This window comes from Rathayibacter sp. AY1C7, assembly GCF_002931865.1.
In the GTDB taxonomy this organism is placed as follows: domain Bacteria; phylum Actinomycetota; class Actinomycetes; order Actinomycetales; family Microbacteriaceae; genus Rathayibacter.
The window spans coordinates 1-25,167 of sequence record NZ_PSWB01000022.1 but is presented as its reverse complement, the minus strand read 5'-3'; the positions used below and the strand labels follow the sequence as shown (position 1 = coordinate 25,167).

Genomic DNA, 25,167 nt, shown 5'->3' with positions numbered 1-25,167 from the left:
GGCGTCGACGGAGCGTCCTACCTGCATACCCCGCCTGATCGAGCGATCGGGCCCCGAGCGAAAGAGGAGACCATGGCCGAGACCACCGCGACCACCACCCGTCAGACCAGCACCGGATCCGGACGCACCGTGATCGAGGACGGCGTCATCGCCAAGGTCGCCGGCATCGCCGCGCGCGAGGTCCCGGGCGTCCACGCCCTCGGCGGAGGAGCGGCCCGAGCGATCGGCGCCATCCGCAGCGCGATCGGCAACGACGACCGCGGCCAGGGCGTCAAGGTCGAGGTCGGCGAGCGCCAGGTCGCCGCCGACATCACCATCGTCGCCGAGTACCCCGCGCCGCTGCAGAAGGTCGCCGAGGACGTGCGCTCCGCCGTCGCCGACGCCATCCAGCACATCGCCGGCATGGAGGTCGCCGAGATCAACGTGACCGTCCAGGACGTCCACATCCCCGAGGACGACACCCAGGAGTCCGACCCGCGCGTCGTCTGACCGTTCCCCCGCACCGACGCCCCGGGCCGGACGGCACCGGGGCGTCGGCGTGTCGGCGACCCTGCGCCACGGCCTCGAGCAGGGCGGCGCCCTCCTCCCCGGAAGCGACGAGAACGAGATCGCGACCGCTCTGGGTGGGCTGAACGCCCGCCTGCGTGGGACCATCGGGTGATCGCGCCGCGTTCGACGTTCCCGTAGCCTTCATCCGCGCTCGTGTCGACCCCGGAGACGCGCTCCCCCGCCCGCGGGTAGCGTCCGGTCCGGTCCCGCACTCCCACGGGGTCGCTGAACCCCGAGAGCCGGAGGAGATCCGATCGTGAACGGTGACCACTTCGTCCTCTCGACCGCGACGCCGTGGGACGACCGCACCGAGATCATCGGCGTGTACGCCTCGGAGGCATGGGCCCGCGAGGCCGCGGCCGCATGGCTCGGCTCGCCGGACCGCGAGGCGTTCCCCCGGTGCGTCATCGAGGGCTGGAGCGGCGCGCACCTCCTCGGCCGCGAGGTCGTCGAGGCCCTCGGCTTCGACGACGAGGGCGGCGACGAGTCGCTGGGCGGCCCCCGCAGCCTCTGACCTGGCGGGCTAGCCGCCCCAGTGCGACGGGCGCTCAAAATGCGACGGCAGCGTGGTCGCCGCATCCCCTCGGGCGCTGTTCACCTGCGCCTGGGTGAGGTAGACCGCCTCGGCGAGCCGCGCACCGGACACGTCCGCATCACGAAGGTCCACCCCGAGCAGGTCGCACCGCTGCAGATCCGCACCCCGCAGATCCGCGGCGAGGAGGAGCGCGCCCCGCAGATCCGCCCCCCGCAGGTCCGCGTTCCGGAGCGATACGCCCGCCAGATCGGCACCCGGAGCGAGCCGACGGCCCCTCGACCGGCGGGCAGCCGGCGCCGCTCCTGCGCGAGCGGCCGCGCTCGCTGCGATCAGGAGCGGCCGGGACGCTCCGTACTCCGCGTCGACGTCGACCGCGACCACCTGCTCCGGCTCGCCGAGGGTGTGCGCGTGCACCGCGTCGAACCGCTCGCGCAGCTCATCGAGGAGCGGCGCGCCGACGCCGGGCAGCGCCAGAGCGGAGTCGAGGTACCAGAGCAGCTCGTGCAGGCGGCGCATCAGCGGGAACACCGCGAACATCCGCTCGCGCACGGCCGGGTCGGACCGCCAGGAGACGCCGCCGAACGTCTGCTGCGAGACCTTCTGACCGGCGCCGAAGCAGTCGAAGACGGTGCAGCCGACGAAGCCCTGGGGCCGGAGCCGGCGGTGGATCGTGCACGCGTCCTCGCCGTCGAGGTTGACGCACGGGTCCCCGGCGCGCTTGTCGAACGGGAAGTCGGCGGAGCGGGCGAAGGCGAGGGCGACGCAGCACAGGCCGAAGCAGTTCGCGCAGTCGGCGCCGAGGTCCTCCCGGCGGCCGAGCTCGACCCTGGTGCGTGACGTCATCCGTCCGAGCCTACGCGCGGCGGCGCCTCCGGATCAGTGCGCGAGCGCGAGCACGCCGACGACCAGAACGCCGAGGCCCACGATCCCGAGCAGCGAGACGAGGCTCTCCTTCCAGGAGAGGCCCGCGCGAACGACGGCGATGAGGGCGATCCCCGCGAGCGTGGCGACGTAGACGCCCGCGCCGATCCGCAGCGCGACCGTCGCGTCGATCCAGCCCAGCGCCGCGGCACCGAGCGCGAGGACCGGCAGCGACGCCGAGGCGAGCGCCCCGCCCGCGATCCGCAGCATCGTGCCCGACTCCGCTCGCGAGGGCGTCGCCGCGTGCACGACCTGGTGCGCGATCACCTCGGCGACGAAGCCCGCGGCCGAGATCCCGATGATCGAGATCACGAGGCTCTGGAGGGCGTGGACCGCGTCGGGGTGGTCGCCGACGAGGTAGATCATCACCACGGCCAGGCCCGTGAAGGTCGCGTAGACGCGCTCCTTGAGGGCGCGGGCGATCTCGTCGAGGGGGCGGCGGGTCCGCTCCGCCCACCGGCCGGCGCGGCCCGGGCGCAGGCGCACGGGCGTCATCCGGTCGGCGGGTGCGGTGCGGCCCTCGTCGGCCGCTCCGTCAGTAGGAGGCTGAGTCGACACGTGCCGCGGAGGAGTCGCCCGAGTGCCGCGCCGCGAGGTCGGCGAGGATGGTCGCGGAGCCGCTGGTGCCGAAGCGGGTGACGCCGAGGCTGCGGTAGGCGAGGAGCGTGTCGAGGTCGCGGACTCCGCCGGACGCCTTCACCTGGACGGCCTCCGAGACGGCGCCGCGCATGAGGCGGAGGTCGTGCTCGTTCGCGCCTCCGCCCGCGAAGCCGGTGGCGGTCTTCACGAAGTCCGCGCCGGCGCGCTCGGCGGCCCGGCTGCCCTCGACGACCTGCTCGTCGTCGAGGAGGCTCGTCTCGAGGATGACCTTGACGACGTGGCCCTCGGCGGCCTCGACCACGGCGCGGACGTCGTCCTCGACGTCCTGGAGCAGGCCGCTCCGGAGGCGGCCGATGTTGACGACCATGTCGAGCTCGGACGCGCCGTCGGCGAGCGCCTGACGCGACTCCGCGACCTTCGCCGCGGTCGAGGTGGTGCCGTGGGGGAAGCCGATGACCGTGCCGACCAGGACGCCGGAGCCCTCGAGCCGAGCGACCGAGTGGGCGATGTCGGAGGGGCGGACGCAGACGCTGAACACGCCGGACGCGCGCGCCTCGTCGAGCTGGGCGTCGACCTCGGCGCGGGTGAGCTCGGGCTTCAGGATCGCGTGGTCGATGAGCGCCGCGATCTCGGCGACGGTGGGCAGGCTGGAGTCGGTCATCCGCACATTTTACGTCCGCCGGCGGGACGACGAAGGCCCGCGATCCTTCGATCACGGGCCTTCGGTCGTTCACGCCGCTAGCGGCGCTCGGTCACCAGCTGGACTTGGTGATGCCGGGCAGCTCGCCGCGGTGCGCCATGTCACGGAAGCGGACACGCGAGATGCCGAACTTCGTGAGGTTGCCGCGGGGGCGGCCGTCGACGGCGTCGCGCGAGCGGACGCGGACGGGCGAGGCGTTGCGGGGGAGCTTCTGGAGGCCGACGCGGGCGGCCTCACGGGTCTCGTCGGTCCCGGCCGGGTCGACCAGGGCCTTCTTCAGCTCGAGGCGCTTGGCGGCGTAGCGGTCGACGATCACCTTGCGCTGCTCGTTGCGGGCGATCTTGCTCTTCTTGGCCATACTTAGCGCTCCTCGCGGAAGTCGACGTGCTTGCGCACTACGGGGTCGTACTTCTTGAGCACGAGACGGTCGGGGTCGTTGCGGCGGTTCTTCTTGGTCACGTAGGTGTAACCGGTGCCGGCCGTCGAACGGAGCTTGATGATCGGACGGACGTCCTGCTGCTTGGCCATTAGATCTTCACCCCGCGAGCGAGAACATCCTTGACGACGGACTCGATGCCACGGGCGTCGATGACCTTGATGCCCTTGGCCGAGAGGGTCAGGGTGACGTTACGGCGAAGCGACGGCACGTAGTACGTCTTCTTCTGCACGTTCGGGTCGAAGCGGCGCTTGGTGCGCCGGTGCGAGTGCGAGATGGCGTGCCCGAAGCCGGGGACGGCTCCGGTCACCTGGCAGACTGCTGCCATGGTTTCCTCCATGTGTGGTTACCGTGGATCACGCGCGGCACGAAGCCCCGCCCGACCCACCCAAGGTCACTTGTCGGCGCACCGCCCGACTGTCCGGCCGGAGCCGGAGCTCCTGCCCGGCGGGCAGCACGCAAGCGCGTGCAGATGCACGCAACCTCACTAGGCTACGCGACCCGGGCGGCGGCCGCAATAGGGCGGGGACGCTGCTCCGACAGGGGGGGACGCTGCCCCGACAGGGGGGACGCTCCCCCGACAGGGTGAGGATGCTGCGTCGACGTGCACGGGTACTTCCTGGGAGGTTCCGGCAGAAGCGGCCTCCTGTACCCCCCGAGCAGGGCGCTCGTGTATCTTTCGTCTTCCTCGCGGGTCGACGACCGCCCTACTCTGAGCCGACCGTGGACGCCCGCTCCCGGCAGCAGCCGGGAGTAGCAGCGCATGCGACAGTCCTTCCTCCGTTCCCTCGTCGCGGCCGCCGTGCTCGTGGCGGGTGCCGGCCTCAGCGTCGTGGCCGCGCCGGCCGCCTCCGCGGCGCCGGTCTTCAGCACCGCGTGCTTCACCTCCCCGAAGGTCTCGACGGTGTCGCAGTACACGGTTCCCGCGACCGGGGTCTCGACGGTCCGCGCCGTACTCAGCGGCCAGAACGGCGGGAAGGGTGCGAGCGGCCTCGGGACGGGCAACGCCGGCGGACGCGGCTCCAGCCTCGTCGTGGAGGTGCCCGTCACACCCGGGCAGGTGCTGGAGATCGGGCGCCTCACCGGCGCCCCGGCCGGAGCGGCAGGCGCCACGCGCTACGTGAACGGCGGCGTCTACGCGGGCGACTCCGGCGGCGCGGGCGGCGACGCCCAGTACCTCAGCACGGCCGGCTCGGACGGCTGTCAGCACGCCCTCGCCGTGGCGGCGGGCGGCGGAGGCGGCGGCGGGCGGTCCTCGGTCGGCGGCGACGCCGACGCCGGCAGCGGCGCGAGGGGCGGCGGGAACGGCGGCAGGAACAACGCGGCCGACGGCGGCGGCGGCGGCGCGGCCGGGCAGAGCTCGGGCGGCTCGCCCGGCGCCCGCGGCTACAGCACGTTCGGCGAGTGCGCCGACGGCAACAACGGCCAGTGGGGCGTGTTCCTCAACGACGGCAAGGGCGCCGACGCCGGCGCCTCCCGCGGCGGCGGCGGCAACTGCTCGTTCCCCGGCCACAGCGGCGGCGGCGGCGGGGCCGGCTGGTGGTACGGCGGCGGCGGCGGATCGCCCTACGTGTTCGGCAGCATGAACGACACCCTCGGCGTCATGAACGACCCCGGCGCCGGCGGCGGCGGCTCGAGCTACGTGCACCCGAGCGTGACGAGGATCTCGCAGACGGCCGGCCCGACGGCGGCCGACCCCGTGGTCGCTCCGGTGTACGACACCGCCGTGACCGTGACGCGGACCCCCGACTTCTCGATGCTCGGGCAGGAGGTCACCGTCACCGCGAAGGTGACCATCCCGAGCCTGGGCCGGCCGGTGGCCGCCGGCGGCACCGTCGAGATCCTCACCGGTGCAGGTACCAGCAGGGTGACCCTCGACGCGGACGGCGTCGGCGTTCTGACCACGAGGGACATCCCGCAGGGCTGGAACGAGATCCGCGCGCACTACCCCGACACCATCACCCCCGCCGAGGCGGGACGAGGGAGCTGGTCGGCGCTCCCCGCTCTGCGCCACGAGGTGCGCGCGTGCGCCGCGGCACCCGTCATCACCCGGCAGCCCTCGGACATCGCGGGCGTCACCAACCAGGTCTACACGCTGACGATGGGCGTGAGCGTCTCGGCCGTCTACGGCGGCATCCCCGCCGTGTCGTGGGAGAGGTCCACCGACGGCGGCGCCACGTGGAAGCCCGCCCTCGGCCGGGCGGGCGCCCGGGAGGACGGGACCGCGTTCCTCGAGGCCGGCCCCGATCCCACCGGCTCCTACCGCTACCGGGCGACCCTGACCACCTGCGGGGGCAGCGTCCGCAGCGAGCCGGCCACCGTGGCGGTGGGCGGCGTGCGCTTCGACCTGTCGACGCTCCCGCAGAAGGCGTACGGCGACTCCTTCGACGCGAGCCCCTACGCGCAGGCCGTCGATGTGCCCGGCCGCTCGATCGTCCTGAGCAGCAGGACCGCCGAGACCTGCTCCGTCAGCGGCATGAGGGTGACCGTGCTCCACGCCGGCGTCTGCACGCTCGCGGCGAGGCTCGACGCGCTCGCTCCTCTGGGCTGGGCGGGCGAGCCCCTGCAGAGCTTCACGGCGAAGCCGAAGGCGCTCACGGTGACCGCTCCGACGGTCGACTACCCGCGAGGCGCGCCGTCCCCCGACCTGCGCTGCACGGCCGCCTTCGTCGGCACCGACACCTTCGGCGCCCCGCTCACGGCCGGCGTCTACCGGCCGATCGTCACGGCGGACGACGTCATCTACCGCTTGATCCCGAACTGGCCCACCTCCACCTTCACCACCTTCACCACGCGGTGCAGCGGCGCGAAGGTCAGCAGCGACTACACGATCGCGGGGTACAGGGACGGCGCGCTGCGCATCGTCGCGGCCGTCCCGATGGTGACCGCCTCCTCGCCCTCGTCGACCTACGGATCCACTCCCCCCGCGATCACCGCCTCCGTGACCGGCTCCCCCTCGGGGACGGTCTCCTGCGGCGCCTTCGCGGCGTCCGACACCGGCTTCACGACGCCGCTGGCGCTCTCCGCGACGACCCCCGTCGGCCGCTACCCCACGCGCTGCTCCGGCCTGACGAACCCCTCGGGACAGCTGATCACCATCGACGGCGCGCTCACGATCTCGCCGGCGCCCCTCTCGGTGACCGCGTCGAGCCCCGGGACGCAGGCGCACGGCACCGCGACCGCCCCGACGGTCACCTGCACGGCCGACGGCTTCGCAGGAACCGACCGGTTCGTCACCGAGCCGACCGGCGCCTACTACACGGCGGACGGCACCGGGAAGGTGACGATCGGAGCGCGCACGCCCGTCGGCGACTACGTCACGCGGTGCGACGGAGGCGACGCGGGGCCGAACTACACCCTCCGGTCGATCCCCGGCACCTTCGCGCTGGCCGACCGCTCGGCCCCCGTCGTGACCGTGCCCGCCGCCGTCACGGCCGAGCCGGCCGACGTCTCCGGCGCCGTCGTCACCTTCGCGTCCTCCGCGCAGGACGCGGTCGACGGAGCCGTGGGCTCGACCTGCACGCCCGCCTCGGGAAGCGTCTTCCCGATCGGGGACACGACGGTCGACTGCACCGCGGACGACGAGGCCGGCAACACCGGCACGTCCTCGTTCCGGATCACGGTCCGGAAGTTCTCGCAGACGGTCGCCTTCACCTCCTCGCGGCCGACCGCGCCGACGGCGCTGGGCACCTTCACTCCGACGGCCACCGGCGGCGGCTCCGGGAGCCCCGTCTCGATCGGAGCGACCGGATCCTGCGCGATCGCCGACGGCGTCGTGACCTTCACCCGGAGCGGCACCTGCACCGTGACCGCCGACCAGGCCGGCGACGACCACTACACCGCGGGGCGCGCCTCCTTCGATCTCGAGGTCGCGAAGGCGTCGCAGACGCTGACGGTCGCGGTGCCGAAGACCGGCGTCCTGGAGTCGACCGGCGTCGCCACGGCGACCTCGAGCTCGGGACTGCCGGTGCTCGTCAGGACCTTCTTCGGCTGCACCGTCGCCCCCGACGCGACGGGTGCGCAGATCCTGACCTACACCGAGCCCTCGACCTGCGGCGTGCAGTTCGACCAGCCGGGCGACGAGGTGTACGCGGCCGCCGACGGCCTGGTGCGCTTCGTCCCGATCTCGCGGATCCCCCAGACCGTCGTCGTCACCTCGACTCCGCCCGACCGGGTGTTCACCGACGACCGGTACACGGTCGAGGCGACCGGCGGCGGCTCGGGCAACCCGCTCGTGATCGCGGTGATCGAGAACGGCAACTGCACCATCGCGGACGACGTGGTGACGTTCTTCGGCGACGGCACCTGCACGGTGACGATCGACCAGGCCGCGGACGATCGGCACGACGCCGCTCCGCAGGTCCGGCAGGTCATCACGGTCGGGACTCCCGAGGGGAACCTCTCCTTCGGGAGCACCGCGCCCCCGCACGCGATGTCGCTCGAGACGTACCGGCCGACGATCGTGCCCGGCCCGTCGAAGGGCGTGCCCGTGCTCTCCGCGAGCCGAGACTGCTCGATCCTCCCGGACGGCGTGACTGTGCGGAACGACGGGGCCGGGCTCTGCGTGCTGTCCCTCGACCAGCCCGGAGACGGCTACTGGCCCGCGCGGCACGCCGAGCAGGAGTACTCGATCTACTTCCTCCCGCAGACGGTCCGGATCACGAGCGCGCCTCCGGTCGGCGCCGTCCTGGGGGACACGTACCGCCCGGTGATCGAGGGCGGCGCCTCGGGCATCGCTCCGTTCCTCCTCACCACCGCGTCGTGCTCGGCGAAGGACGGCGTGGTCACCTTCACCACGAAGGGCGTCTGCGGCGTCTTCGCCTACCAGAACGGGAACCGGCAGTACGACAGCGCCCGGCCCGCCGTGCAGGAGGTGGAGGTCGGCTACGCGCCCGGCTCCGTGGCGTTCACGACCGCCGTCCCGACCGACGCGGAGGTCGGCGGATCCTTCACTCCCGCCTTCACGCGCGGACCGTCCTCCGGCCCCTCGGTGCTCAGCGTCTCGGGCGCCTGCTCCGACGGCGAGAACGGCGCCGTCCGGTTCGACTCCGCGGGCACCTGCACGCTGACGGCGATCCACTACCGCGACGCCACCTACGGCACCGCGCGGGCGGTCCAGACCTTCGAGGTCACCGCGATCGCGCAGACCGTCGCCTTCACCTCGACCGCGCCGTCGACGGCCGCGGCCGGCGACACGCTCACTCCGACCGCGACGGGCGGCGCGTCCGGGCTCCCCGTGACGATCGGAGCGACCGGCGCCTGCACGCTCGCGGACGGCGTCGTCACCTTCGCCGGCAGCGGCACCTGCACCGTCACGGCGGACCAGGCGGGCGACGGGCGCTACGCCGCGGCGGCGCAGGCCTCGCAGACCGTCGCGGTCACGCAGCTCGCGGGCACCGTCGCGTTCGGCGGCGATGCTCCGGCCGAGGCCCGGGTCGGGGGCTCCTCGACGGCCGCGGTCGTCGCCGGCCCCTCCAGTGCTCCCCCGGTGCTGACGGCCTCCGGCGCCTGCTCCGTCGGGCCCTTCCGACTGGTCTCCTACGACTCCGCCGGCACCTGCACGCTGACGCTGGACCAGGCGGGCGACATCCGCCACAGCGCAGCGCCGACGGCCGTGCGCAGCTTCGAGATCACCCGGGTCGCGCAGACCGTGGCCTTCACCTCGCAGGCGCCGGACTCGGCGCTCGCGGGCGGCACCTACCGCCCGACCGCGACCGGCGGAGCCTCCGGGCGGCCCGTGGTGCTCGGCGCCTCCGGATCCTGCACGCTCACGAACGGGGTCGTCTCCTTCACCGGATCGGGCACCTGCACGGTGACCGCCGACCAGACGGGCGACGCCCGGTACGACGCGGCGGAGCGGGCCTCGCAGGTGATCGCGGTCGGACTGCTCGCGGGCACCGTCTCCTTCGGCGGCACCGCGCCGACCGGCGCGACGGTCGGCGGGACGACCACCCCGCGGATCATCGCCGGGCCCTCCACGGCGCGTCCGGTGCTGACCGCCTCCGGAGCATGCTCGGCGGCCGCGGGAGTCGTGTCCTACGACTCCGTCGGCACCTGCACGCTGACGCTCGACCAGGCGGGCGACTCGCGGTACGGCGCCGCTCCGCAGGCCGTCCGCACCTTCGGGATCGGCGCCCTCGGCCAGACGCTGGCGTTCGCCTCGCCGGTCCCCGACGCGGCGGTCGCGGGGGGCTCCTACACGCCCGTCGTGACGGCCGGCGCGTCGAGCGCCCCCGTGGTGCTCGGAGCGGCCGGGTCCTGCACGATCGCGGGCGGGGTCGTGTCCTTCACCCGCTCCGGCACCTGCACGGTGACCGCGGACCAGGCCGGGGACGAGCGCCACTCGGCGGCTCCGCGGATCACGCAGTCGATGGAGGTCGGCGCGGCATCGGGAGCGGTGACGTTCCGCGACGCCGCTCCGACGGACGCCCGGATCGGCGGCTCCTGGACCCCGTCGATCGTCCGCGGCCCGTCGAGCGCCGACCCGGTGCTCGACGCCTCCGACTCCTGCTCGCTGGGAGAGGACGGCACGGTGTCCTACGACTCCGTCGGCACCTGCACGCTGACGCTGGACCAGGCCGGCGACGACGCTCACGCGCCCGCGGAGCAGGTCGTCCGGACGTTCCCGATCGGCAGGGCGCTGCAGACGGTCGCCTTCACCTCCGCGGCTCCGAGCACGGCGACCGCGGGCGGCCGCTACACGCCGACCGCGGCGGGCGGCTCCTCCGGTCTGCCGGTCACGATCGGCGCCACGGGCGCGTGCTCGCTCGCGAGCGGCGTCGTGACCTTCAGCGGATCCGGCACCTGCACGGTCACCGCGGATCAGGCCGGCGACGCCTCGCACGACGCGGCTCCCCGGGCGACCCAGTCGATCGCGGTCACCGCGGTCGTCCCGCAGAAGAAGAAGGCGCAGAAGGTCGCCTTCTCGACCGCGATGCCGTCCTCGCCCGAGAAGGGGATCGCCTACCCGGTCGCGGCCACCGCCTCCTCCGGTCTGCCCGTGAAGCTGTACGCGAGCGGCAGCTGCACGCTGACCGCGACCGGCGCGGGCACGGCGACGGTGCGGCTGACGGGTGCGGCGAGCTGCACCGTCCGGGCCACGCAGGCGGGCGACTCCGCGTGGCTCGCCGCGACCTCGGTGACGCAGTCGCTGCAGGTGAAGTCCTCCACCCGCGCCGACCTCACACTGACGCTGGCGCCGGCGCCGGGACTGGCGGCGACGGCTCCGCTCTCGGGCACGATCACCGTCCGGAACACCGGCACCCGGGACGCGGCGACGACGACCACCCGGGTCGTCGTCAGCGGAACGGTGGCGAGTGCGCCCGGCGCCGTGCAGACGAAGGGCTCGGCCGCGGGCACGACGGTCCTCACCTGGACCGCGCCGAGCGTCTCGGCCGGGCGGAGCACCACCTACTCGGTGACGCTGGTCGACCGGCCGGCCGCCACGACGATCGACGCCAGGGTGTCGACCGCCGCCGCCGATCCCACACCGGCGAACAACGCGGTCAGGCGCACCTTCCGGTAGAGGCTGCGGGGAGGGAGGGGTGTCGCGCCGCGTTGCCCGTTCCCTCCCCGACCGCTACGGTCGCGGGGACGCTCCGGGGGACGGGGCTCGCGAGGGGGGCCCGTGGACCGGTTGAGGCGACGCGCGCTGCTGCTGGGGATCGCCTCCTCGGCGGTCGCGCTGACGGGGTGCACGCCCGCCCGTCCCGCTCCCGCGGCGCTCCCGCCGAGCACGGCGCCGGCGGCGGTGCTGCCGTCCGCCGCTCCGACGGCCGTCCCGACCCCTCCCCGCCCCGTGCCGACCATGACCGCCGCGGCGACTCCGGTGCGGCGGAAGGCGCCGCTGCCCTCCGGCACGATCTCGGAGCTGCCAGGCGAGGGGAGCACGCTCGCCTGGACCGTCGACGACGGCGCCGACTCCGACGTGGTCGCCGCCTACGCGCAGTTCGCCCGGGACACCGGAACCCGGCTGACCTTCTTCCTCAACGGGAAGTACGACTCGTGGACCGTGAACGCGCCGCTGCTGGCTCCGCTCGTCGCCTCGGGGCAGGTGCAGCTCGCGAACCACACCTGGTCGCACGCCGACCTGACGAGCCTCTCGAGCGACGGCGTGCAGGAGGAGCTGGGCCGCAACGGCGACTTCATCCGCTCGATCTACGGGGTGGAGGCGGCGCCCTTCTACCGGCCGCCGTTCGGCTACACGGACGAGCGGAGCCGGGCCGCCGCGGCGGCGATCGGCTACACGGCGACGGTGCTCTGGTACGGCTCGCTCTCGGACTCCGGGCGGATCACGCCGGAGCAGGTGGTCGGCTTCGCGGACCAGTGGTTCCTGCCGCAGCACATCGTGATCGGGCACGCCAACTTCGATCCGGTGACGCAGGTCTACGCGCGGCTCGTCGACATCCTCCGCGAGCGCTCGCTCGAGACGGTGACCCTCCGCGACGTGTTCGCGGTCTGAGCCGCGCCTTCAGCGGAGAGACGCGCGCGCGGCGGCGGAGACGGCCGCGGCGACCGCGGCGAGGGCGGGCGTGTGCAGGGCCCACTGCTGCCAGTAGAGGGGGACGTCGACGGGGTCGCCGCCCAGCTCGACGAGGCCCTCGCCGCCGACCGGGGCCTGCAGCTCGGGCAGCATCCCCCACCCCATGCCCAGGCGCACGGCCCGCTCGAAGTCGGTCGACCCGGGGACGCGGTGCTGCGGCGGGCGGCCCTCGACGCCGGCGGCTCGGAGGAAGTCGTCCTGCAGGCGGTCCTTCTCGTCGAAGACGACCAGCGGAGCGCTCGCGAGACCGGCCGTGCCGCCGTCCGGGAACCAGCGCTCGGCGAACGCGGGCGCGGCCATGGCGCGGTACCGCATCACTCCGAGCGGTGCGACGGTGCAGCCGAGCACCGCTTCCGACTCTCCGGTGACGGCCGCCAGCACGGTGCCGTCGCGGAGGAACGCGGTGGTGTGCGCCTGGTCCTCGCGGTGCAGCTCCACCACGACGTCGGGGACGGAGGCGAGCGCGGGCAGCACCCAGGTGGCCAGGGAGTCGGCGTTGACGGCGAGCGGGAGGACGACGGGGCCCGCCCCCGCCGCGTCCTCGCCGCCGAGCGAGCGGACGGCGTCGTCGGCGAGGAGCTCGATCTGACGGGCGAGGCGGAGGAGCCCGGCACCGGCCTCGGTCGCGACGACGGGGCGCGAGCGCACCAGCAGGACGCGGCCGGCGGCGGTCTCGAGCGCCTTGATCCGCTGGCTGAGGGCGGAGGGGGTGATGTGCAGGGCTCGGGCGGCGGCGTCGAAGGAGCCGAACCGGACGGAGGCGGCGAGCGCGCGCAGGCGGGAGAGGTCGAGATCGTCGGTCAGCATCAGTAGTGCTTACGGTACTGAAGGAGCATGAGCTGGTCTACAGAAGTGCCCCGCCCTAGCGTCGGAGCGTGTCCCCCCTCCTCGCCGCCCTCTCCGGCCTCGGCTTCGGCCTCTCGCTCATCATCGCGATCGGCGCGCAGAACGCCTTCGTGCTCCGCCAGGGCCTCCGCCGCGAGCACGTGCCCGCCGTCGTCGCGATCTGCGCGCTCTGCGACGCCGCGCTGATCGTGCTCGGGATCGCGGGGATCGGAGCGGTCCTGGAGTCGGCGCCGTGGCTGCTGGTGGTGATCCGCTGGGGCGGGATCGTCTTCCTCCTCGCCTACGCGGTGATGGCGGCGAGACGCGCACTGCGGCCGGGGACCCTCGACGGCGATCCGACCGGCGCCTCGACGTCGCTCCGCACGGCGATCGGCACATGCCTGGCGCTGACACTGCTCAACCCGCACGTCTACCTCGACACGGTCGTGCTGCTCGGGTCGGTGGCGAACACGCACGGCGACGAGCGCTGGTGGTTCGGGGCGGGGGCGGCGGCCGGGAGCGTGCTGTGGTTCACCGCTCTCGGCTTCGGGGCGCGCGCGCTGCGGCCGCTGTTCCGGAGCCGCGGGGCCTGGCGGATCCTCGACGCGGCCGTGGCGGTCGTGATGGTGGTGCTGGCGGTGTCGCTCGCGCTGCACTGAGGGCCTGGTGGTGCACTGCTTGTTCTACTAACATTGTGAACATGTTGTTCCGGGTCGACCACTCCGCGGCGGGCTCGCTCGCCGACCAGCTGGAGTCGCAGGTGCGCTCGGCCGTCGCCCGGGGCGAGCTCTCGGCGGGCGACCGCCTGCCGCCCGCCCGCGAGCTCGCCGACTCGCTCGGCATCAACATGCACACCGTGCTGCGCGCGTACGCCGCCCTGCGCGACGACGGGATCCTCCAGATGCGCCGGGGCCGCGGCGCGTGGATCACGGAATCGGCCGGGCCCGGGCTCGTGCGTGTCACCGCCCTGGTCGACGAGCTGCTCGCGGAGGCCCGCCGCAGCGGCATCACCCCGGCGGAGCTCGTCCGCCTGATCGAGAGGACCGGATCATGACCGCCACCGCCGACCGCCGCCGCGAGCTCCTCGCCGCCGCGTCCCTCCTGCTCCCCGCCGCCGGAGTGCTCGTCTCGCGCCTCGTCCTGGACGACGCTCTGCCCGCGGAGCTCGCCTCGCACTGGTCGGGGACCGGGGCGGCCGATGCGACCGCGGCGACGGGCGCCCTGCTCGCGATCGCCCTCGTGCTCTCCGGGCTCCCGGCCGTCGCGGGCGTCGTGGCGGCGGCCGTCGGGCGCGCCCCGCGGCTCCTGCTGGCGACCCTCGGCCTCGTCGCCGGGATGGGCGCCTCCGCCTGGGCGACCTCGGTCGGCACGACGCTCGCGGCCGGGCGCGCCGAGGGGGCGGAGCTCGGCGGGTGGCTGCTCGCGCTGCTCGGAGGGATGCTCTTCGCCGTCGTGCCCGCGCTGATCGCTCCGGGCACCCGGCGCGCCTCCCGCCTGGCCGCCGGCCGCCTGCCGCTCGCGGCGGAGGAGACCGGCGCCTGGTCGCAGACGCTGACGGGCCCGGTGTTCGCCGTCGCCGCGGTCGCCACGGCGGCGGGCGCGGCCCTCTCCCTCGCGACGCTCGCCGCGGCGGGCGCCACCGGTCCGGCGATCGCGACGGCCGTCGTCCTCGGCGTCGTCGCGCTGGTGCTCCTCTCCTTCTCCCGCCTGAGGGTGACCGCCGACCGCCGCGGCCTCCGCGTCGTCACGACCGCCCTCGGCATCCCGCTGCGCCGCATCCCGCTCGACACCATCGCCTCGGCCGGCACGGCCCAGCTGCGGCCGTCGGAGTGGGGCGGCTGGGGGTACCGGGTGATGCCGGGCCGCTCGGCGGTCATCCTGCACGCCGGGCCGGGGCTGGTGGTGACGACGGACCGCTCGCGCGAGTTCGCGATCAGCCTCGACGACCCCGAGACCCCCGCGGCGCTGCTCGAGACCCTGCGCTCGCGGGCCTGAGGCGCCGACCCGTCAGTCGACCACGATCCGGACGAGCGTCGTGACGGCGTCCACCGCGTTCACGTAGGAGTAGTGCCGCGAGGTCGGGAAGGCGAGGTGCCGTCCGGGCTCCAGCCGCACGGGCTCCTCGCCCTCCCGCTCCAGGAGGAGCGCGCCGGCGGTGACGAGCAGGATCTCGTGCCACCCCTCGGGGTCGGGCTGCGCGTCGTAGCGGTCCCCCGGACCGAGCGTCCAGGTCCAGAGCTGGGCCTCCCGGCGCGCGGGGACGGAGGAGAGCAGGACGGCGACGCTCGCCTCGCCCGCTCCCCGCCAGGCGACCTGGTCGATCGCCGCGGGCGCGGATCCCGGGGCCGAGACGAGTGCAGTGAACGTGGTGCCGAGGGCGGTCGCGAGGCGGTCGACTCCGGTCAGCGAGATGTTGGCCTCGCCGGCCTCGGCCGCGACGATCGTCCGCCGGCTGATACCCGAGCGCGCCGCCAGCGCGGACTGGCTCAGCCCGGCTCCGCGCCGCGCGAGGCGGAGGTTGCCGCCCAGGTGGGCGAGGACGGGAGCCGACATGCGCACTATTCTGCACTGACAGGCCCCTGTTGCTCCTAGGATGTGCAGAATGATGCACATCTCGCCGCTCCGGGGCCTCCGCTTCACTCGTCCGGAGTGGGCGCTCATCGGCATCACCGCGATCTGGGGCGGGACCTTCCTCGCCGTGCACATCGCGATGGAGCACAGTGGGCCGCTGTTCTTCGTCGGGATGCGGTTCGCCATCGCGGGGCTGATCAGCGCGGTCGGGTTCCACCGGTCGCTCCGGGGGATGCGGCGGATCGACCTCGCGGCCGGCGTCGCGATCGGGGTGATGATCTTCGCGGGCTACGGCCTGCAGAGCTACGGGCTGCAGACGATCCCGAGCAGCACCTCCGCGTTCCTGACCGCGCTGTACGTGCCACTGGTGCCGCTGCTCCAGTGGGTCGTGTTCCGTCGCCGTCCGGGCGTGCTGACGCTGGTGGGCGTCGCGCTGGCGTTCGTCGGACTGCTCCTGATCGCGGGCCCGCAGCCGGGCGTCGCGCTCGGAGCGGGCGAGGTGGCGACGATCGTGAGCACGCTGCCGATCGCGGCGGAGATCATCCTGATCGGCCTCGTCGCCGGACGGGTGGACCTCGGCCGGGTGACCGTGGTGCAGCTGCTGGTCGCCGGCGCGCTCGGGTTCGCCTCGATGCCCCTCGCGGGCGAGGCGGTCCCGGCGTTCTCGTGGGCCTGGCTGATCCCCGCGCTCGCGCTCGGGGCGAGCAGCTGCCTGATCCAGCTGACGATGAACTGGGCTCAGCGCTCGGTCTCGCCGTCGCGCGCCACGATCATCTACTCCGCCGAGCCCGTCTGGGCCGGTCTGATCGGCCGCCTCGCCGGCGACCGGCTCCCCGCGCTCGCCCTGCTCGGGGCGGGGTTCATCGTCGCGGGCACGCTCGTCAGCGAGCTGAAGCCGCGCCGCGAGCCTGCGCCGCCGGCTCTCAGGTGACGGCGGGGAGGGCGGCGGAGGCGACGAGCGCGCCGCCGGCGTCGGTGATCTCGACGGCGGCGACGGACTCGCGCAGGACGGCCGCGTTCATCTCGCAGTCGAGCTCCGCGGAGCTGCCGAGGAAGGAGCCGGACGGGAGCCGCTCGCCGGAGCCGGTGACCAGCACGAGGTCGTAGCTCTCGCCGAGGGCGAAGCCGGTCCCGCGGAGGATCGTCTCGGTGCCCCAGGTGTGCGCGACCAGCGAGCCGTCGAGCGTCACGCCGGCAGTCCGCTCCTCGAAGGCGATCGCCTCGACGGCGCCGAGCGTCCCGGGCGGTCCCGCGACGGGGCGCTCCTCGGCGGACCGCAGGGCCGCTCCGGCGACGCCGCCCACGACGAGGAGCGCGGCCGCCGCGGCGACGGCCAGGACGGCACGGCGGCGCGAGGCACGGAGACGCGAGGCACGGCGGCGCGGGGCACGCAGACTCTCCCCGCGCTCGGGCCGCTCCCCGGCGAGCGCCGCGACGCGCGACCGCAGCTCCGGCGACGGCTCCGCCTCCTCCCAGCGGCCCAGCGCGCCGACCCGGTCGACCACCGCACCGAACGACGCGAGCTCGGGGTCGATCGAGGGGTCGGCGGCGCGCAGGCTCTCGAACTCCCGCGTCTCCTCGGCGGAGAGGTCGCCGGCGAGGGCCGCGGCGAGGAGCTCCTCGCGGCGGCCGCCGGGCTCGTCTCCGTCGGGCTGGTCTCGGTCGATCACGATCTCTCCTCGTCGGTGGGTCCGGCGCTCGCGAGGTGACCGCGGAGCGCTCGGAGAGCGTAGAAGGCGCGGCTGCGCAGGGTGGCGACCGGCACGCTCGTGGCCGCCGACAGCTCGGCGTAGGTCTCGCCGTTCACGTGGACGGCGACGACGACCTGCCGGTGCTCGGCGGAGAGCCGCGCGAGCGCCTCGGCGATCGCGAGCGGCTCGAGGGGGTCGCGGTCCTCCGCGGGCACCTCCTCCAGAATCTCGGCCTCGACCAGGCGCGGCAGGCGCCGGCGCGAGCGGTGCACGTCGATGACGACGTTGCGGGCGATGGCGAAGAGCCAGGTGCGGGTGCTGGCGCGCTCGGCGGAGTAGCTCGCCCGCGAGCGCCAGGCGCGCAGGAACGTCTCCTGCACGCAGTCCTCGGCGAGGCCGCGGTCGCGCAGGGCGTTGAGCGCGAAGCCGAGCAGGGCGGACCCGTGCTCGTCGAAGGCGGCGGCCGGGTCGAACTCCGCCGTCCGGGGCTCGAGGCGCACCACGGGAGCCGGGACCTCCGAGTGCTCGCGCGGCATCGCGGGCCCTTCGTCTCGTCGTGCCGTCGCCGTCCGCGCCACACCGCCTCCTCGTCGGGACCGGTGGTCCGTCGGAAGGGGGTACGGCCGCGGCGGCGGCGGCGTTCATCGGAGGCGAGCACCGTCTCCGTGAAGATCCTCTCAGATGGAGTGAACGCAGCGCCGCTTCCGGCCGTACTCCCTGCATCGGGCCCGCTCGGCGCTCGCGATCGAAAGGCTCCACCATGACGAAGACGTTCCCCGCGCGGAACCGCGCCGGCCGCCGCCTGCTCTCCCTCGGCGGCATCACCGCCGTCGCCGCCGCCTCCTTCTTCGCCGCCGCGCCGGCCCAGGCCGAGACCGAGGTCGCCGAGCCGTCCTCGTTCACCAGCGCCTTCACGGTGATGGCGACGCCCGACCAGGTCGTGAACGCCGATTCCGCCGCGACCCCCGGCCAGCCCGGCGCCACGGGCGAGATGACCTTCCGGGTCAACAGCGACCTCGACATCATCTGCTACGACATCACCCTCACCGGCGTGACCGGCGACTACCAGAGCCCCGCGAAGACCGCGACGCACATCCACCAGGCGGCCCTGGGCAAGGCGGGCCCTCCGCGCATCGCGTTCCCGAACCCCGCGCCGGTCGGAGACGGCCCCCGCACCAGCAGCGGCTGCCTGCAGGGCCCCTTCACCACTGGCATCCAGGCGAACGGGGCCGACACCGGCGCCGGATTCACGCTGAAGGCCCTCGAGGCCGATCCCGCCGCCTTCGCGGGCGACTCCCACACGGCCTCGTATGCGGCTGGCGTCGTCCGCGGCCAGCTCTCGCAGGTGCCGGTCGGCGGCCTCCAGACCGGTGGCGGCGCGACCGCCGCCGGGAGCGACGCCACGGGCCCGTCCGGTCTCGCCGCGATGGCCGGCCTCGGAGCCGTCGCCGCCCTCGGCGCGGCCGGAGTGGTCGTCGCCCGCCGGCGCACCGCCTCCTGATCGTGGGCACCCGGTCGAGGAGCGGCGCGGCGGCACTGTGCGCCGTGCTGCTCCTCGCGGGGTGCGCCGCCGCGGACGGGAGCGGAGGAGCGGAGACGCCCGCGAGCACGCCCGCGCCTCCGGCCCTCGCTTCTGCTCCCCCGCTCACTCCTCCCCCGGTCCCCGCGCCCGACCCCGCCGCTGCCGCGCCTGCGCGCACCGTCGGCGTCGAGCCCGCCCGGCTGAGCGTGCCCGCGATGGGCCTGGACGAGCCGCTGATCGCGCTGGGCATCCAGTCGGACGGGGCGATGGAGGTGCCGGTGGACTACGACGACGTCGGCTGGTTCTCGGGAGGCGGGCGCCCGGGTGGCAGCGGCCGCACCGTGATCGCGGCGCACGTCGACTCGCGGTCCGGTCCCGCGGTCTTCTTCCGCCTCGGCGAGCTCGCCCCGGGCGATGAGATCGCGGTGAGCGGAGTGGACGGCTCCGACCACCGCTACCGGGTGACGGCGGTCGAGTCCCACGCCAAGGCCGCGTTCCCCACCGCCCGCGTCTTCGGCGCGACCCTCGAGGAGGAGCTGATCCTCGTGACCTGCGGAGGCGAGTACGACGCGGCGATCGGCCGCTACCGGGACAACCTGGTGGTGTTCGCCTCCCCGCTCTGAGGCCTGCCACGGAGGCGCGGCACAGAGGGGCGGCACGACCGCCCGGCATCGTGGCGCGGAACGGTGGCGCAGAGCACAGCACGAGAGCCCCGTCGGCGCAAGGGTCCGGGCGCGCGCACGCCGTGTGGTCGGATAAGGAGGGCCGGCCCCCCGCCGCCGCTCCCCTCCCGCTCCCCACTGCCGTGGCGCGGCCGATCCGACAGGACGCCCGTGTCCACCAGCCCCCGCCCCACCCTCTTCGCCCTGCCCGGACTCGGGCTCGACGGCCGCGCCTTCGACGCGCTCGGCCGCGAGCTCGCCGACGTCGCGGACCTCGTCGCGCTCGACCTGCCCGGTGGATCCGGGACCTCGCTCGAGGAGATGACCGCTGCCACGATCCGCCGGATCCGCGAGCACGGCTCCTCCCGCTGGCTGCTCCTCGGGCACAGCATGGGCGGGAAGATCGCCTCGCTCGTGGCCTCCCGCACGGTCACCGGCCGCTCGGGCCTGTTCGGGCTCGCGGGCGTCGTGCTCCTCGCCGGGTCGCCGCTCTCGCCCGAGCCGATGGAGGAGGAGCGCCGCTCGACCATGCTCGGCTGGGTCGCCGACGGGCACCTCGACGAGGCGCAGGCGCGCGAGTTCGTCGACCAGAACGTCGGCTCGCCGCTGCCCGCCGACGCCGACGCGGAGGTGCTGGCCGAGCTGCGCCGCTACTCCCCCGAGGGCTGGCGGGACTGGCTCGAGCACGGCAGCCGCGAGGACCGCACCGGCGAGGCCGCCCTCGGGGCTGTGCCCGCGCTGCTGATCGCGGGCGGAGAGGACGGCGACCTCGGCGCCGACGCGCAGCGCCGCCTCAACGGCTCCCTCTACTCCCGTGCCCGGCTGCTCACGCTCGCCGGGGCGGGCCACCTGCTGCCGTTCGAGCGCCCGGTCGAAGTGGCGGCGGCGATCCGCCGGTTCTGGGAGGAGGAGGCCGGCACGGCGCCGTCGGTCCCGGCCGACGTCGGCGCAGCCATCGCCTCCGCCCGCACCTCCACGCGGGTGCGCGGGCTGCTGGCCGTGCGCGCGCTCGCCGACGACCCGGAGTACGCGCCGCGCGCCCTGACCGTCGCCCAGCTCGCGGAGCTGCGCGCGATCGCCGACCGGGTCGTCCCGCAGGAGGGCGGCCGGATCGACCTGGCCGCACGGGTGGACACGCAGCTCGCGAACGGCGAGGGCGACGGCTGGCGCAACGCCGACCTGCCGGCCGACCCGATCGCCTACGGTCTGGCGCTCGACGCCCTCCGGGGCTTCGCCGGCCTCGGCCCCGCCGAGCAGGACGCGCGCCTCACCGCGATCGCCGACGGCTCCGCGGAGCCCGGCGACGGCTCGGCCGGCGGGCTCGGTGCCGAGCAGCTGACCGCCTGGTTCGAGGACTGCCGCGTCGACCTCGTGAAGCAGTGGCTGGCCCACCCCGCGTCGATGGCGCGGATCGGCTACGACGGCTACGCCAGCGGCGGCGACACGCTGCCGCTCGTGACGGGCTTCCGCCTGCTCGGCGCCGACGACCGCGAGACCTGGGAACCGACGACGAGGAGTCACCGATGAACACGACCGGCATGCGCCGCTTCCCGCTCGACGAGACGGTCGACGCCGTCGTGATCGGCACCGGGGCAGGCGGAGCGCCCCTGCTCTCGGTGCTCGCCGCTCGAGGGCTGCGGGTCGTCGCCCTCGAGGCCGGGCCGCACTTAGATCCGCTCGGCCACACCGCCGACGAGACGGCGGCCGTCGAGATCAACTGGATGGAGGAGCGCCTCAGCGGAGGCGAGACCCCCACCGCCTTCGGGCAGAACAACAGCGGCCGCGGGGTCGGCGGCTCGACGCTGCACTGGGGCGCGTTCACGCCCCGCCCCGACCCGCGCGACCTGCGGCTCCGAAGCGACTCCGGCGTCGGCCGCGACTGGCCGATCGAGCACGCCGAGCTCACCGCGTACATCGAGAAGGTGGAGGCGACGATCGGAGTGGCGGGCCCGGCCGAGTACCCGTGGGACCCGTCGCGCCGCTACCTGCAGGGCCCGCTCGCGCGGAACGCCTCGGCCGACATGATGCTGCGCGGCTGCGCGGCGATCGGGATGCGCGCGACCGACGCGCCCGCCGCCGTGCTCAGCGGCCCGCGGGACGACGGCCGGCCCTCCTGCGTCAACTGCGGCCAGTGCCATCAGGGCTGCCGGACCGGCGCGAAGACGAGCATGGACGTGACCTACCTGCCGGAGGCGGTGCGGGCCGGTGCCGAGATCCGGGCCGACTCGTTCGTGCACGGCATCGAGCTGGACGCCGCGGGCCGCGTGTGCGCCGTGGTCTACACGAGCGGCGGAGTGGAGCACCGGCAGCGCTGCTCCGCCCTGTTCCTCTGCGCGGGCGGCGTCGAGACGCCCCGGCTCCTCCTGCACACCGGCATCGCGAACAGCAGCGGCCAGGTGGGCCGCAACTTCCTGGCGCACGGGGCGACCCAGGTCTGGGGCACCTTCGAGAGCGAGATGCGCGGCTACCGCGGCTACCCCTCCTCGGTGATCACCGAGGACACCGTCCGCCCGGCCGACGCGGACTTCGCGGGCGGCTACCTGATCCAGAGCCTCGGAGTGATGCCGCTGACCTACGCGACGACGCTCGCCCGCGGCGCGGGCCTCTGGGGCAGGGATCTGATGGACGCGCTCGACGGCTACCGCTTCGCGGCGGGCGTCGGTATCAACGCGGAGTGCCTGCCCGCCGACGGCAACCGGCTGGAGCTGACCGACGAGCTGGACGAGCACGGGGTGCCGAAGGCGCGCATCACGTTCTCGGCGGGCGCCAACGAGGAGGCGATCGACCGGCACGCGATCCGGACGATGACCGCGATCGTGGAGGCGGCCGGCGCGACGAGCACGCGGGTGATGGCGCGCACGGCGCACACGCTCGGCACCGTGCGGATGGGCACCGACGCCGGTGACGCCGTGATCGATGCGGACGGCCGCAGCTTCGACGTGCCGAACCTCTGGGTGTGCGACAACTCGGTTTTCCCGAGCGCGCTGATCGCGAACCCGGCGCTCGCGACGATGGCACTCTCGCTGCGGACGGCGGACCGCTTCCTGGCGGCGTAGCGTCGCGGCTGCGGGGCGGCTGCGGGGCGGGACGACGGGCGAGGTGCTCCTCCGCGTCGCCGACTGACCGCGCGGGCGCGCCCGGACTGCTCGCCCGGACTGCGCACCCCGCCGGAGCAGCCGTGGGGCGGTGCGGGGCGCCAGCGCAGTCGCGAGACGCCCTGACCGAACGGCGGGCCGTCGCGACGGCGCTCGACGGAGGTTCAGCGCGCGCTGATTTGCTGAGGTGCTGAGGTGCTGAGGTGCTGCATCGTGGTGGCCGAACGGCGGCATGGCGCAAGGCGGCGGCACGGCCCTGGTGTCGGCACGGCGTCAGGCGACGGTGCGGCCCCGGTGACGGTCCGCGCCTCAGCGGCGGTGGTGCGGCGGTGGTGCGGCGGTGGTGCGGCGGTGGTGCGGCGGTGCGGCCGCGTGAACCCGAGCGAAGGCGCAGATCCGAGCGTCAGCGGCGCGGCGGTAGGTCGCTGAGCACTCGCCTCCGAGCGACAGCACGGCCCGATCACCAGTGCGAACCCGCGCAATGGGCCGAACCCGCCCGACAGCCGATTCCCTCAGGGGTGCACGGCGGCACGGGAGCACGGCAGCACGTCAGCACGGCAGCACGGCAGCACGGCAGCACGGCAGCACGGCAGCGTGTCAGCACGGCAGCGTGTCAGAACGGCGGCGGCCGGTCCGCGAACCTCGGGGTCGCCGGTGGGCCTGGACGGAGCCGTGCCTCGAGGCCCGGCGGGCGCGTGGTGATGCGGCGGCCGGTGGGGGTGGTCCAGTCGGCGGTGCCGTCGGGGTGGAGGACGTAGGTCCAGCGGTCGCCGTGCCGCACGTGGTGGTGGGCGACGCAGAGGCTGGCGAGGTTGCCGGGGTCGGTGCCGCCGCCGTTGCGCCACTCGACGACGTGGTCGGCCTCGGCGCTCGCGGCGGAGCGGGTGCAGCCGGGGAAGCGGCAGGTCACGTCGCGGAGCTGGAGGAGGAGCCGCAGCTCGCGGTGCGGCAGTCGGCGTGTGCGCCCGACCGAGAGGACGGCGCCCGCCCGGGGCTCGGTCAGCACGCGGGTGACGGTCGCGGGGACGAGGCTCCGGGCGACGTCTGCCGGGATCGGGCCGTAGCCGTCGAGCTCGGCGGAGGCGTCGTCGGCGCCGGACGCAGTGCTCGCCGACAGGGTGACCCGCACCTCGGCGCGCACGCCGGTGACGAGGGTCGGAACGGGCCGGTCGGCACCGACCGGGTCGGGCACCGTGCCGATGACGTCCGCCTCGCAGAGGAGGTCGGCCAGAGCGTCGGCTCGCAGCTGGGCGAGGGTCCGCTCGTCGCCCGCTCCGGAGATCGCGTCGACGTCGCACGCCCCGGTGATTCCGGTCGGCTCCGCCCCGGTCGTCCCGCTCGACTCCGCCCCGCAGGAGCCCGCATCCGTGGCGGCAGGCGGCTCCGCCCCCGCCGGCCCCTCGGCGCCGTCGCGGAGGATCCGGGCGATCCGGTCGAGGCGGCTGTACGCCCCCACGGCGACCGGGGCGGGGAGGAGGGCGCAGAGCGTCGCCATGCCGTCGACCTCGGGGGTCAGCCAGACCGCGCGGTCCTCGCGGGCACGTCGGTGGCGCTCGGCGAGGGGCTGCTCGTAGAGCTCCTCCCGCAGTCGGGCCAGAGCGCGCCGCAGCTGGGTCGGCGTGGTGCGGGCCGCGAGCTCGGCCGCCCGCGTATCGAACGCGGCGCGGGAGCCCGGAGGCAGGGTGGCCGCGACGGCGCAGACGACCTGGCCCGCCTCCCACCGCAGGCGCGCCCCGGCGAGGGCGGCGCGGGTGGTCGGCAGGTCCTCGACGAGGAGGCGCGCGTGGTCGAGCTCGCGGGAGGCGACCCGCTCGGAGACTCCGAGGGCGACCGCGAACTCCGCGCGGATCGACCGCTCGGCGAGGTCGCTCGACGCGTGGGGCGCCGAGCCGCGGGCGAACGACTCCGGATGCTCGAGCGCGGCCCGGTGCCCGGCGTGCAGCTCCTCGGCCGCGGCCAGGAGCAGCGGGGACGCCGAACGTGCCAGCGCGGCGGCCCGGTCGCCGCGAGCACGCACCTCGCTGAGCACCGCCTCCACTGCTGTCGACCCGCTGATCATCGTCATACCTGTATTCAATCAGCGACCACCGACACGGAAGCGACGGATCGTCACATCTGTGGAGAACCGGCGTGAAGCCCTCCTGTGGAGGGAGGGATCACCGCAGCCGACACCGCACATCCCCGCCGTCCTTGGGGCGGCGCGCGCAGGACACCGGCGCAACACCCCGCCACACGCACCGCCACACGCCCCCCGCTCACGCGAACCGCACCGCCACACACGCCCCCGCTCACCCGATCCGCACCGCCACACGCACCCGCTCACGCGAACCGCACCGCACCGCCTCACGCACCCGCTCACGCGAACCGCGCCGCCACACGCACCCACTCACGCGAACCGCACCGCCTCACACGCCCCCGCTCACCCGAACCGCACCGCCACACACGCACCCGCTCACCCGAACCGCACCGCCACACACGCCCCCCACCCGCTCACCCGAACCGCACCGCCACACACGCC

General features: G+C 74.8%; 24 protein-coding genes. 13 read left to right on the top strand and 11 right to left on the bottom strand.

What is annotated here, in order from left to right; translation table 11 throughout:
- Positions 1 to 72: 72 nt before the first annotated feature.
- The 3 genes from C5C69_RS12240 to C5C69_RS12235 all read left to right on the top strand — a co-directional run bounded on the left by C5C69_RS12240 (position 73) and on the right by C5C69_RS12235 (position 1,063).
- Positions 73 to 489, top strand: coding sequence for an Asp23/Gls24 family envelope stress response protein (locus tag C5C69_RS12240; protein WP_104225148.1), 417 nt, complete (start codon positions 73 to 75; stop codon positions 487 to 489).
- 49 nt (positions 490 to 538) lie between these two features.
- Positions 539 to 661 carry a hypothetical protein gene (locus tag C5C69_RS17290; RefSeq protein ID WP_258067525.1) on the top strand — a complete coding sequence of 41 codons (123 nt, stop codon included), beginning with the start codon at positions 539 to 541 and terminating at the stop codon, positions 659 to 661.
- A 144-nt stretch (positions 662 to 805) separates the two neighbouring features.
- Positions 806 to 1,063, top strand: coding sequence for a hypothetical protein (locus C5C69_RS12235; RefSeq protein ID WP_104238985.1), 258 nt, complete (start codon positions 806 to 808; stop codon positions 1,061 to 1,063).
- A gap of 9 nt (positions 1,064 to 1,072) precedes the next feature.
- On the opposite strand, the gene C5C69_RS12230 is transcribed toward C5C69_RS12235, so the two are convergent.
- The 6 genes from C5C69_RS12230 to rpmB all read right to left on the bottom strand — a co-directional run bounded on the left by C5C69_RS12230 (position 1,073) and on the right by rpmB (position 4,069).
- Positions 1,073 to 1,927, bottom strand: coding sequence for a pentapeptide repeat-containing protein (locus C5C69_RS12230; protein ID WP_104257979.1), 855 nt, complete (start codon positions 1,925 to 1,927; stop codon positions 1,073 to 1,075).
- A 33-nt stretch (positions 1,928 to 1,960) separates the two neighbouring features.
- Positions 1,961 to 2,563, bottom strand: coding sequence for a hypothetical protein (locus C5C69_RS12225; protein ID WP_146078532.1), 603 nt, complete (start codon positions 2,561 to 2,563; stop codon positions 1,961 to 1,963).
- Entirely contained in the window at positions 2,541 to 3,266 is a 726-nt protein-coding gene (gene deoC, locus C5C69_RS12220; RefSeq protein WP_181127059.1) for a deoxyribose-phosphate aldolase, read from the bottom strand. The genes C5C69_RS12225 and deoC overlap by 23 nt, the downstream gene beginning before the upstream one ends.
- A 91-nt stretch (positions 3,267 to 3,357) precedes the next feature.
- On the bottom strand, positions 3,358 to 3,663 hold the full coding sequence (gene rpsN / locus C5C69_RS12215; protein WP_104225107.1) for a 30S ribosomal protein S14: 306 nt from the start codon (positions 3,661 to 3,663) through the stop codon (positions 3,358 to 3,360).
- Positions 3,664 to 3,665: 2 nt separating this feature from the next.
- On the bottom strand, positions 3,666 to 3,833 hold the full coding sequence (gene rpmG / locus C5C69_RS12210; protein WP_027692168.1) for a 50S ribosomal protein L33: 168 nt from the start codon (positions 3,831 to 3,833) through the stop codon (positions 3,666 to 3,668).
- Positions 3,833 to 4,069, bottom strand: coding sequence for a 50S ribosomal protein L28 (gene rpmB, locus C5C69_RS12205; protein ID WP_056038148.1), 237 nt, complete (start codon positions 4,067 to 4,069; stop codon positions 3,833 to 3,835). The genes rpmG and rpmB overlap by 1 nt, the downstream gene beginning before the upstream one ends.
- A 435-nt stretch (positions 4,070 to 4,504) precedes the next feature.
- On the opposite strand from rpmB, the gene C5C69_RS12195 reads away from it, so the two are divergent.
- Both C5C69_RS12195 and C5C69_RS12190 read left to right on the top strand, forming a co-directional pair.
- Positions 4,505 to 11,266, top strand: coding sequence for an HYR domain-containing protein (locus C5C69_RS12195; RefSeq protein WP_146083626.1), 6,762 nt, complete (start codon positions 4,505 to 4,507; stop codon positions 11,264 to 11,266).
- A gap of 102 nt (positions 11,267 to 11,368) precedes the next feature.
- The gene (locus tag C5C69_RS12190) at positions 11,369 to 12,202 is read left to right on the top strand and encodes a polysaccharide deacetylase family protein (RefSeq protein WP_219812372.1); all 834 of its coding nucleotides are present in this window, start codon (positions 11,369 to 11,371) and stop codon (positions 12,200 to 12,202) included.
- 9 nt (positions 12,203 to 12,211) lie between these two features.
- Here C5C69_RS12190 and C5C69_RS12185 read toward each other — a convergent pair whose 3' ends face one another.
- Complete coding sequence (locus tag C5C69_RS12185; RefSeq protein WP_104257976.1) at positions 12,212 to 13,090, bottom strand: LysR family transcriptional regulator ArgP; 879 nt, start codon at positions 13,088 to 13,090, stop codon at positions 12,212 to 12,214.
- Positions 13,091 to 13,158: 68 nt separating this feature from the next.
- On the opposite strand from C5C69_RS12185, the gene C5C69_RS12180 reads away from it, so the two are divergent.
- The 3 genes from C5C69_RS12180 to C5C69_RS12170 are packed head-to-tail and all read left to right on the top strand — an operon-like array spanning position 13,159 to position 15,103.
- Positions 13,159 to 13,767, top strand: coding sequence for a LysE/ArgO family amino acid transporter (locus tag C5C69_RS12180; RefSeq protein ID WP_104257975.1), 609 nt, complete (start codon positions 13,159 to 13,161; stop codon positions 13,765 to 13,767).
- A 41-nt stretch (positions 13,768 to 13,808) separates the two neighbouring features.
- On the top strand, positions 13,809 to 14,162 hold the full coding sequence (locus C5C69_RS12175; protein WP_104225158.1) for a GntR family transcriptional regulator: 354 nt from the start codon (positions 13,809 to 13,811) through the stop codon (positions 14,160 to 14,162).
- Complete coding sequence (locus C5C69_RS12170) at positions 14,159 to 15,103, top strand: hypothetical protein (protein ID WP_104257974.1); 945 nt, start codon at positions 14,159 to 14,161, stop codon at positions 15,101 to 15,103. The genes C5C69_RS12175 and C5C69_RS12170 overlap by 4 nt, the downstream gene beginning before the upstream one ends.
- 12 nt (positions 15,104 to 15,115) lie before the next feature.
- Here C5C69_RS12170 and C5C69_RS12165 read toward each other — a convergent pair whose 3' ends face one another.
- Positions 15,116 to 15,661, bottom strand: a complete 546-nt coding sequence (locus C5C69_RS12165; RefSeq protein WP_104227343.1) for a helix-turn-helix domain-containing protein — start codon at positions 15,659 to 15,661, stop codon at positions 15,116 to 15,118.
- Between the two features lie 49 nt (positions 15,662 to 15,710).
- On the opposite strand from C5C69_RS12165, the gene C5C69_RS12160 reads away from it, so the two are divergent.
- A complete protein-coding gene (locus C5C69_RS12160; RefSeq protein WP_258065313.1) occupies positions 15,711 to 16,610 on the top strand; it encodes a DMT family transporter in 900 nt (299 codons plus the stop codon).
- Here C5C69_RS12160 and C5C69_RS12155 read toward each other — a convergent pair.
- A complete protein-coding gene (locus C5C69_RS12155; protein WP_104234543.1) occupies positions 16,603 to 17,349 on the bottom strand; it encodes a hypothetical protein in 747 nt (248 codons plus the stop codon). The genes C5C69_RS12160 and C5C69_RS12155 overlap by 8 nt on opposite strands.
- On the bottom strand, positions 17,346 to 17,906 hold the full coding sequence (locus tag C5C69_RS12150; protein WP_104234542.1) for a sigma-70 family RNA polymerase sigma factor: 561 nt from the start codon (positions 17,904 to 17,906) through the stop codon (positions 17,346 to 17,348). The genes C5C69_RS12155 and C5C69_RS12150 overlap by 4 nt, the downstream gene beginning before the upstream one ends.
- A gap of 224 nt (positions 17,907 to 18,130) precedes the next feature.
- Between C5C69_RS12150 and C5C69_RS12145 the strand changes: the two genes are divergently transcribed.
- From C5C69_RS12145 to C5C69_RS12130, 4 genes are all read left to right on the top strand, one after another.
- Positions 18,131 to 18,871 carry a CHRD domain-containing protein gene (locus C5C69_RS12145; RefSeq protein ID WP_104234541.1) on the top strand — a complete coding sequence of 247 codons (741 nt, stop codon included), beginning with the start codon at positions 18,131 to 18,133 and terminating at the stop codon, positions 18,869 to 18,871.
- Between the two features lie 2 nt (positions 18,872 to 18,873).
- Positions 18,874 to 19,515, top strand: coding sequence for a class F sortase (locus C5C69_RS17280; RefSeq protein WP_181067871.1), 642 nt, complete (start codon positions 18,874 to 18,876; stop codon positions 19,513 to 19,515).
- A 210-nt stretch (positions 19,516 to 19,725) separates the two neighbouring features.
- Positions 19,726 to 21,081, top strand: coding sequence for an alpha/beta hydrolase (locus tag C5C69_RS12135; RefSeq protein WP_181067870.1), 1,356 nt, complete (start codon positions 19,726 to 19,728; stop codon positions 21,079 to 21,081).
- Positions 21,078 to 22,610 (top strand): GMC family oxidoreductase, encoded by a 1,533-nt coding sequence (locus tag C5C69_RS12130; RefSeq protein ID WP_104234538.1) that lies wholly within the window; start codon positions 21,078 to 21,080, stop codon positions 22,608 to 22,610. Before C5C69_RS12135 ends, C5C69_RS12130 begins: the two co-directional genes overlap by 4 nt.
- Positions 22,611 to 23,262: 652 nt before the next feature.
- Here C5C69_RS12130 and C5C69_RS12125 read toward each other — a convergent pair.
- Positions 23,263 to 24,714, bottom strand: coding sequence for an HNH endonuclease signature motif containing protein (locus tag C5C69_RS12125; protein ID WP_104257973.1), 1,452 nt, complete (start codon positions 24,712 to 24,714; stop codon positions 23,263 to 23,265).
- Between the last annotated feature and the right edge of the window lie 453 nt (positions 24,715 to 25,167).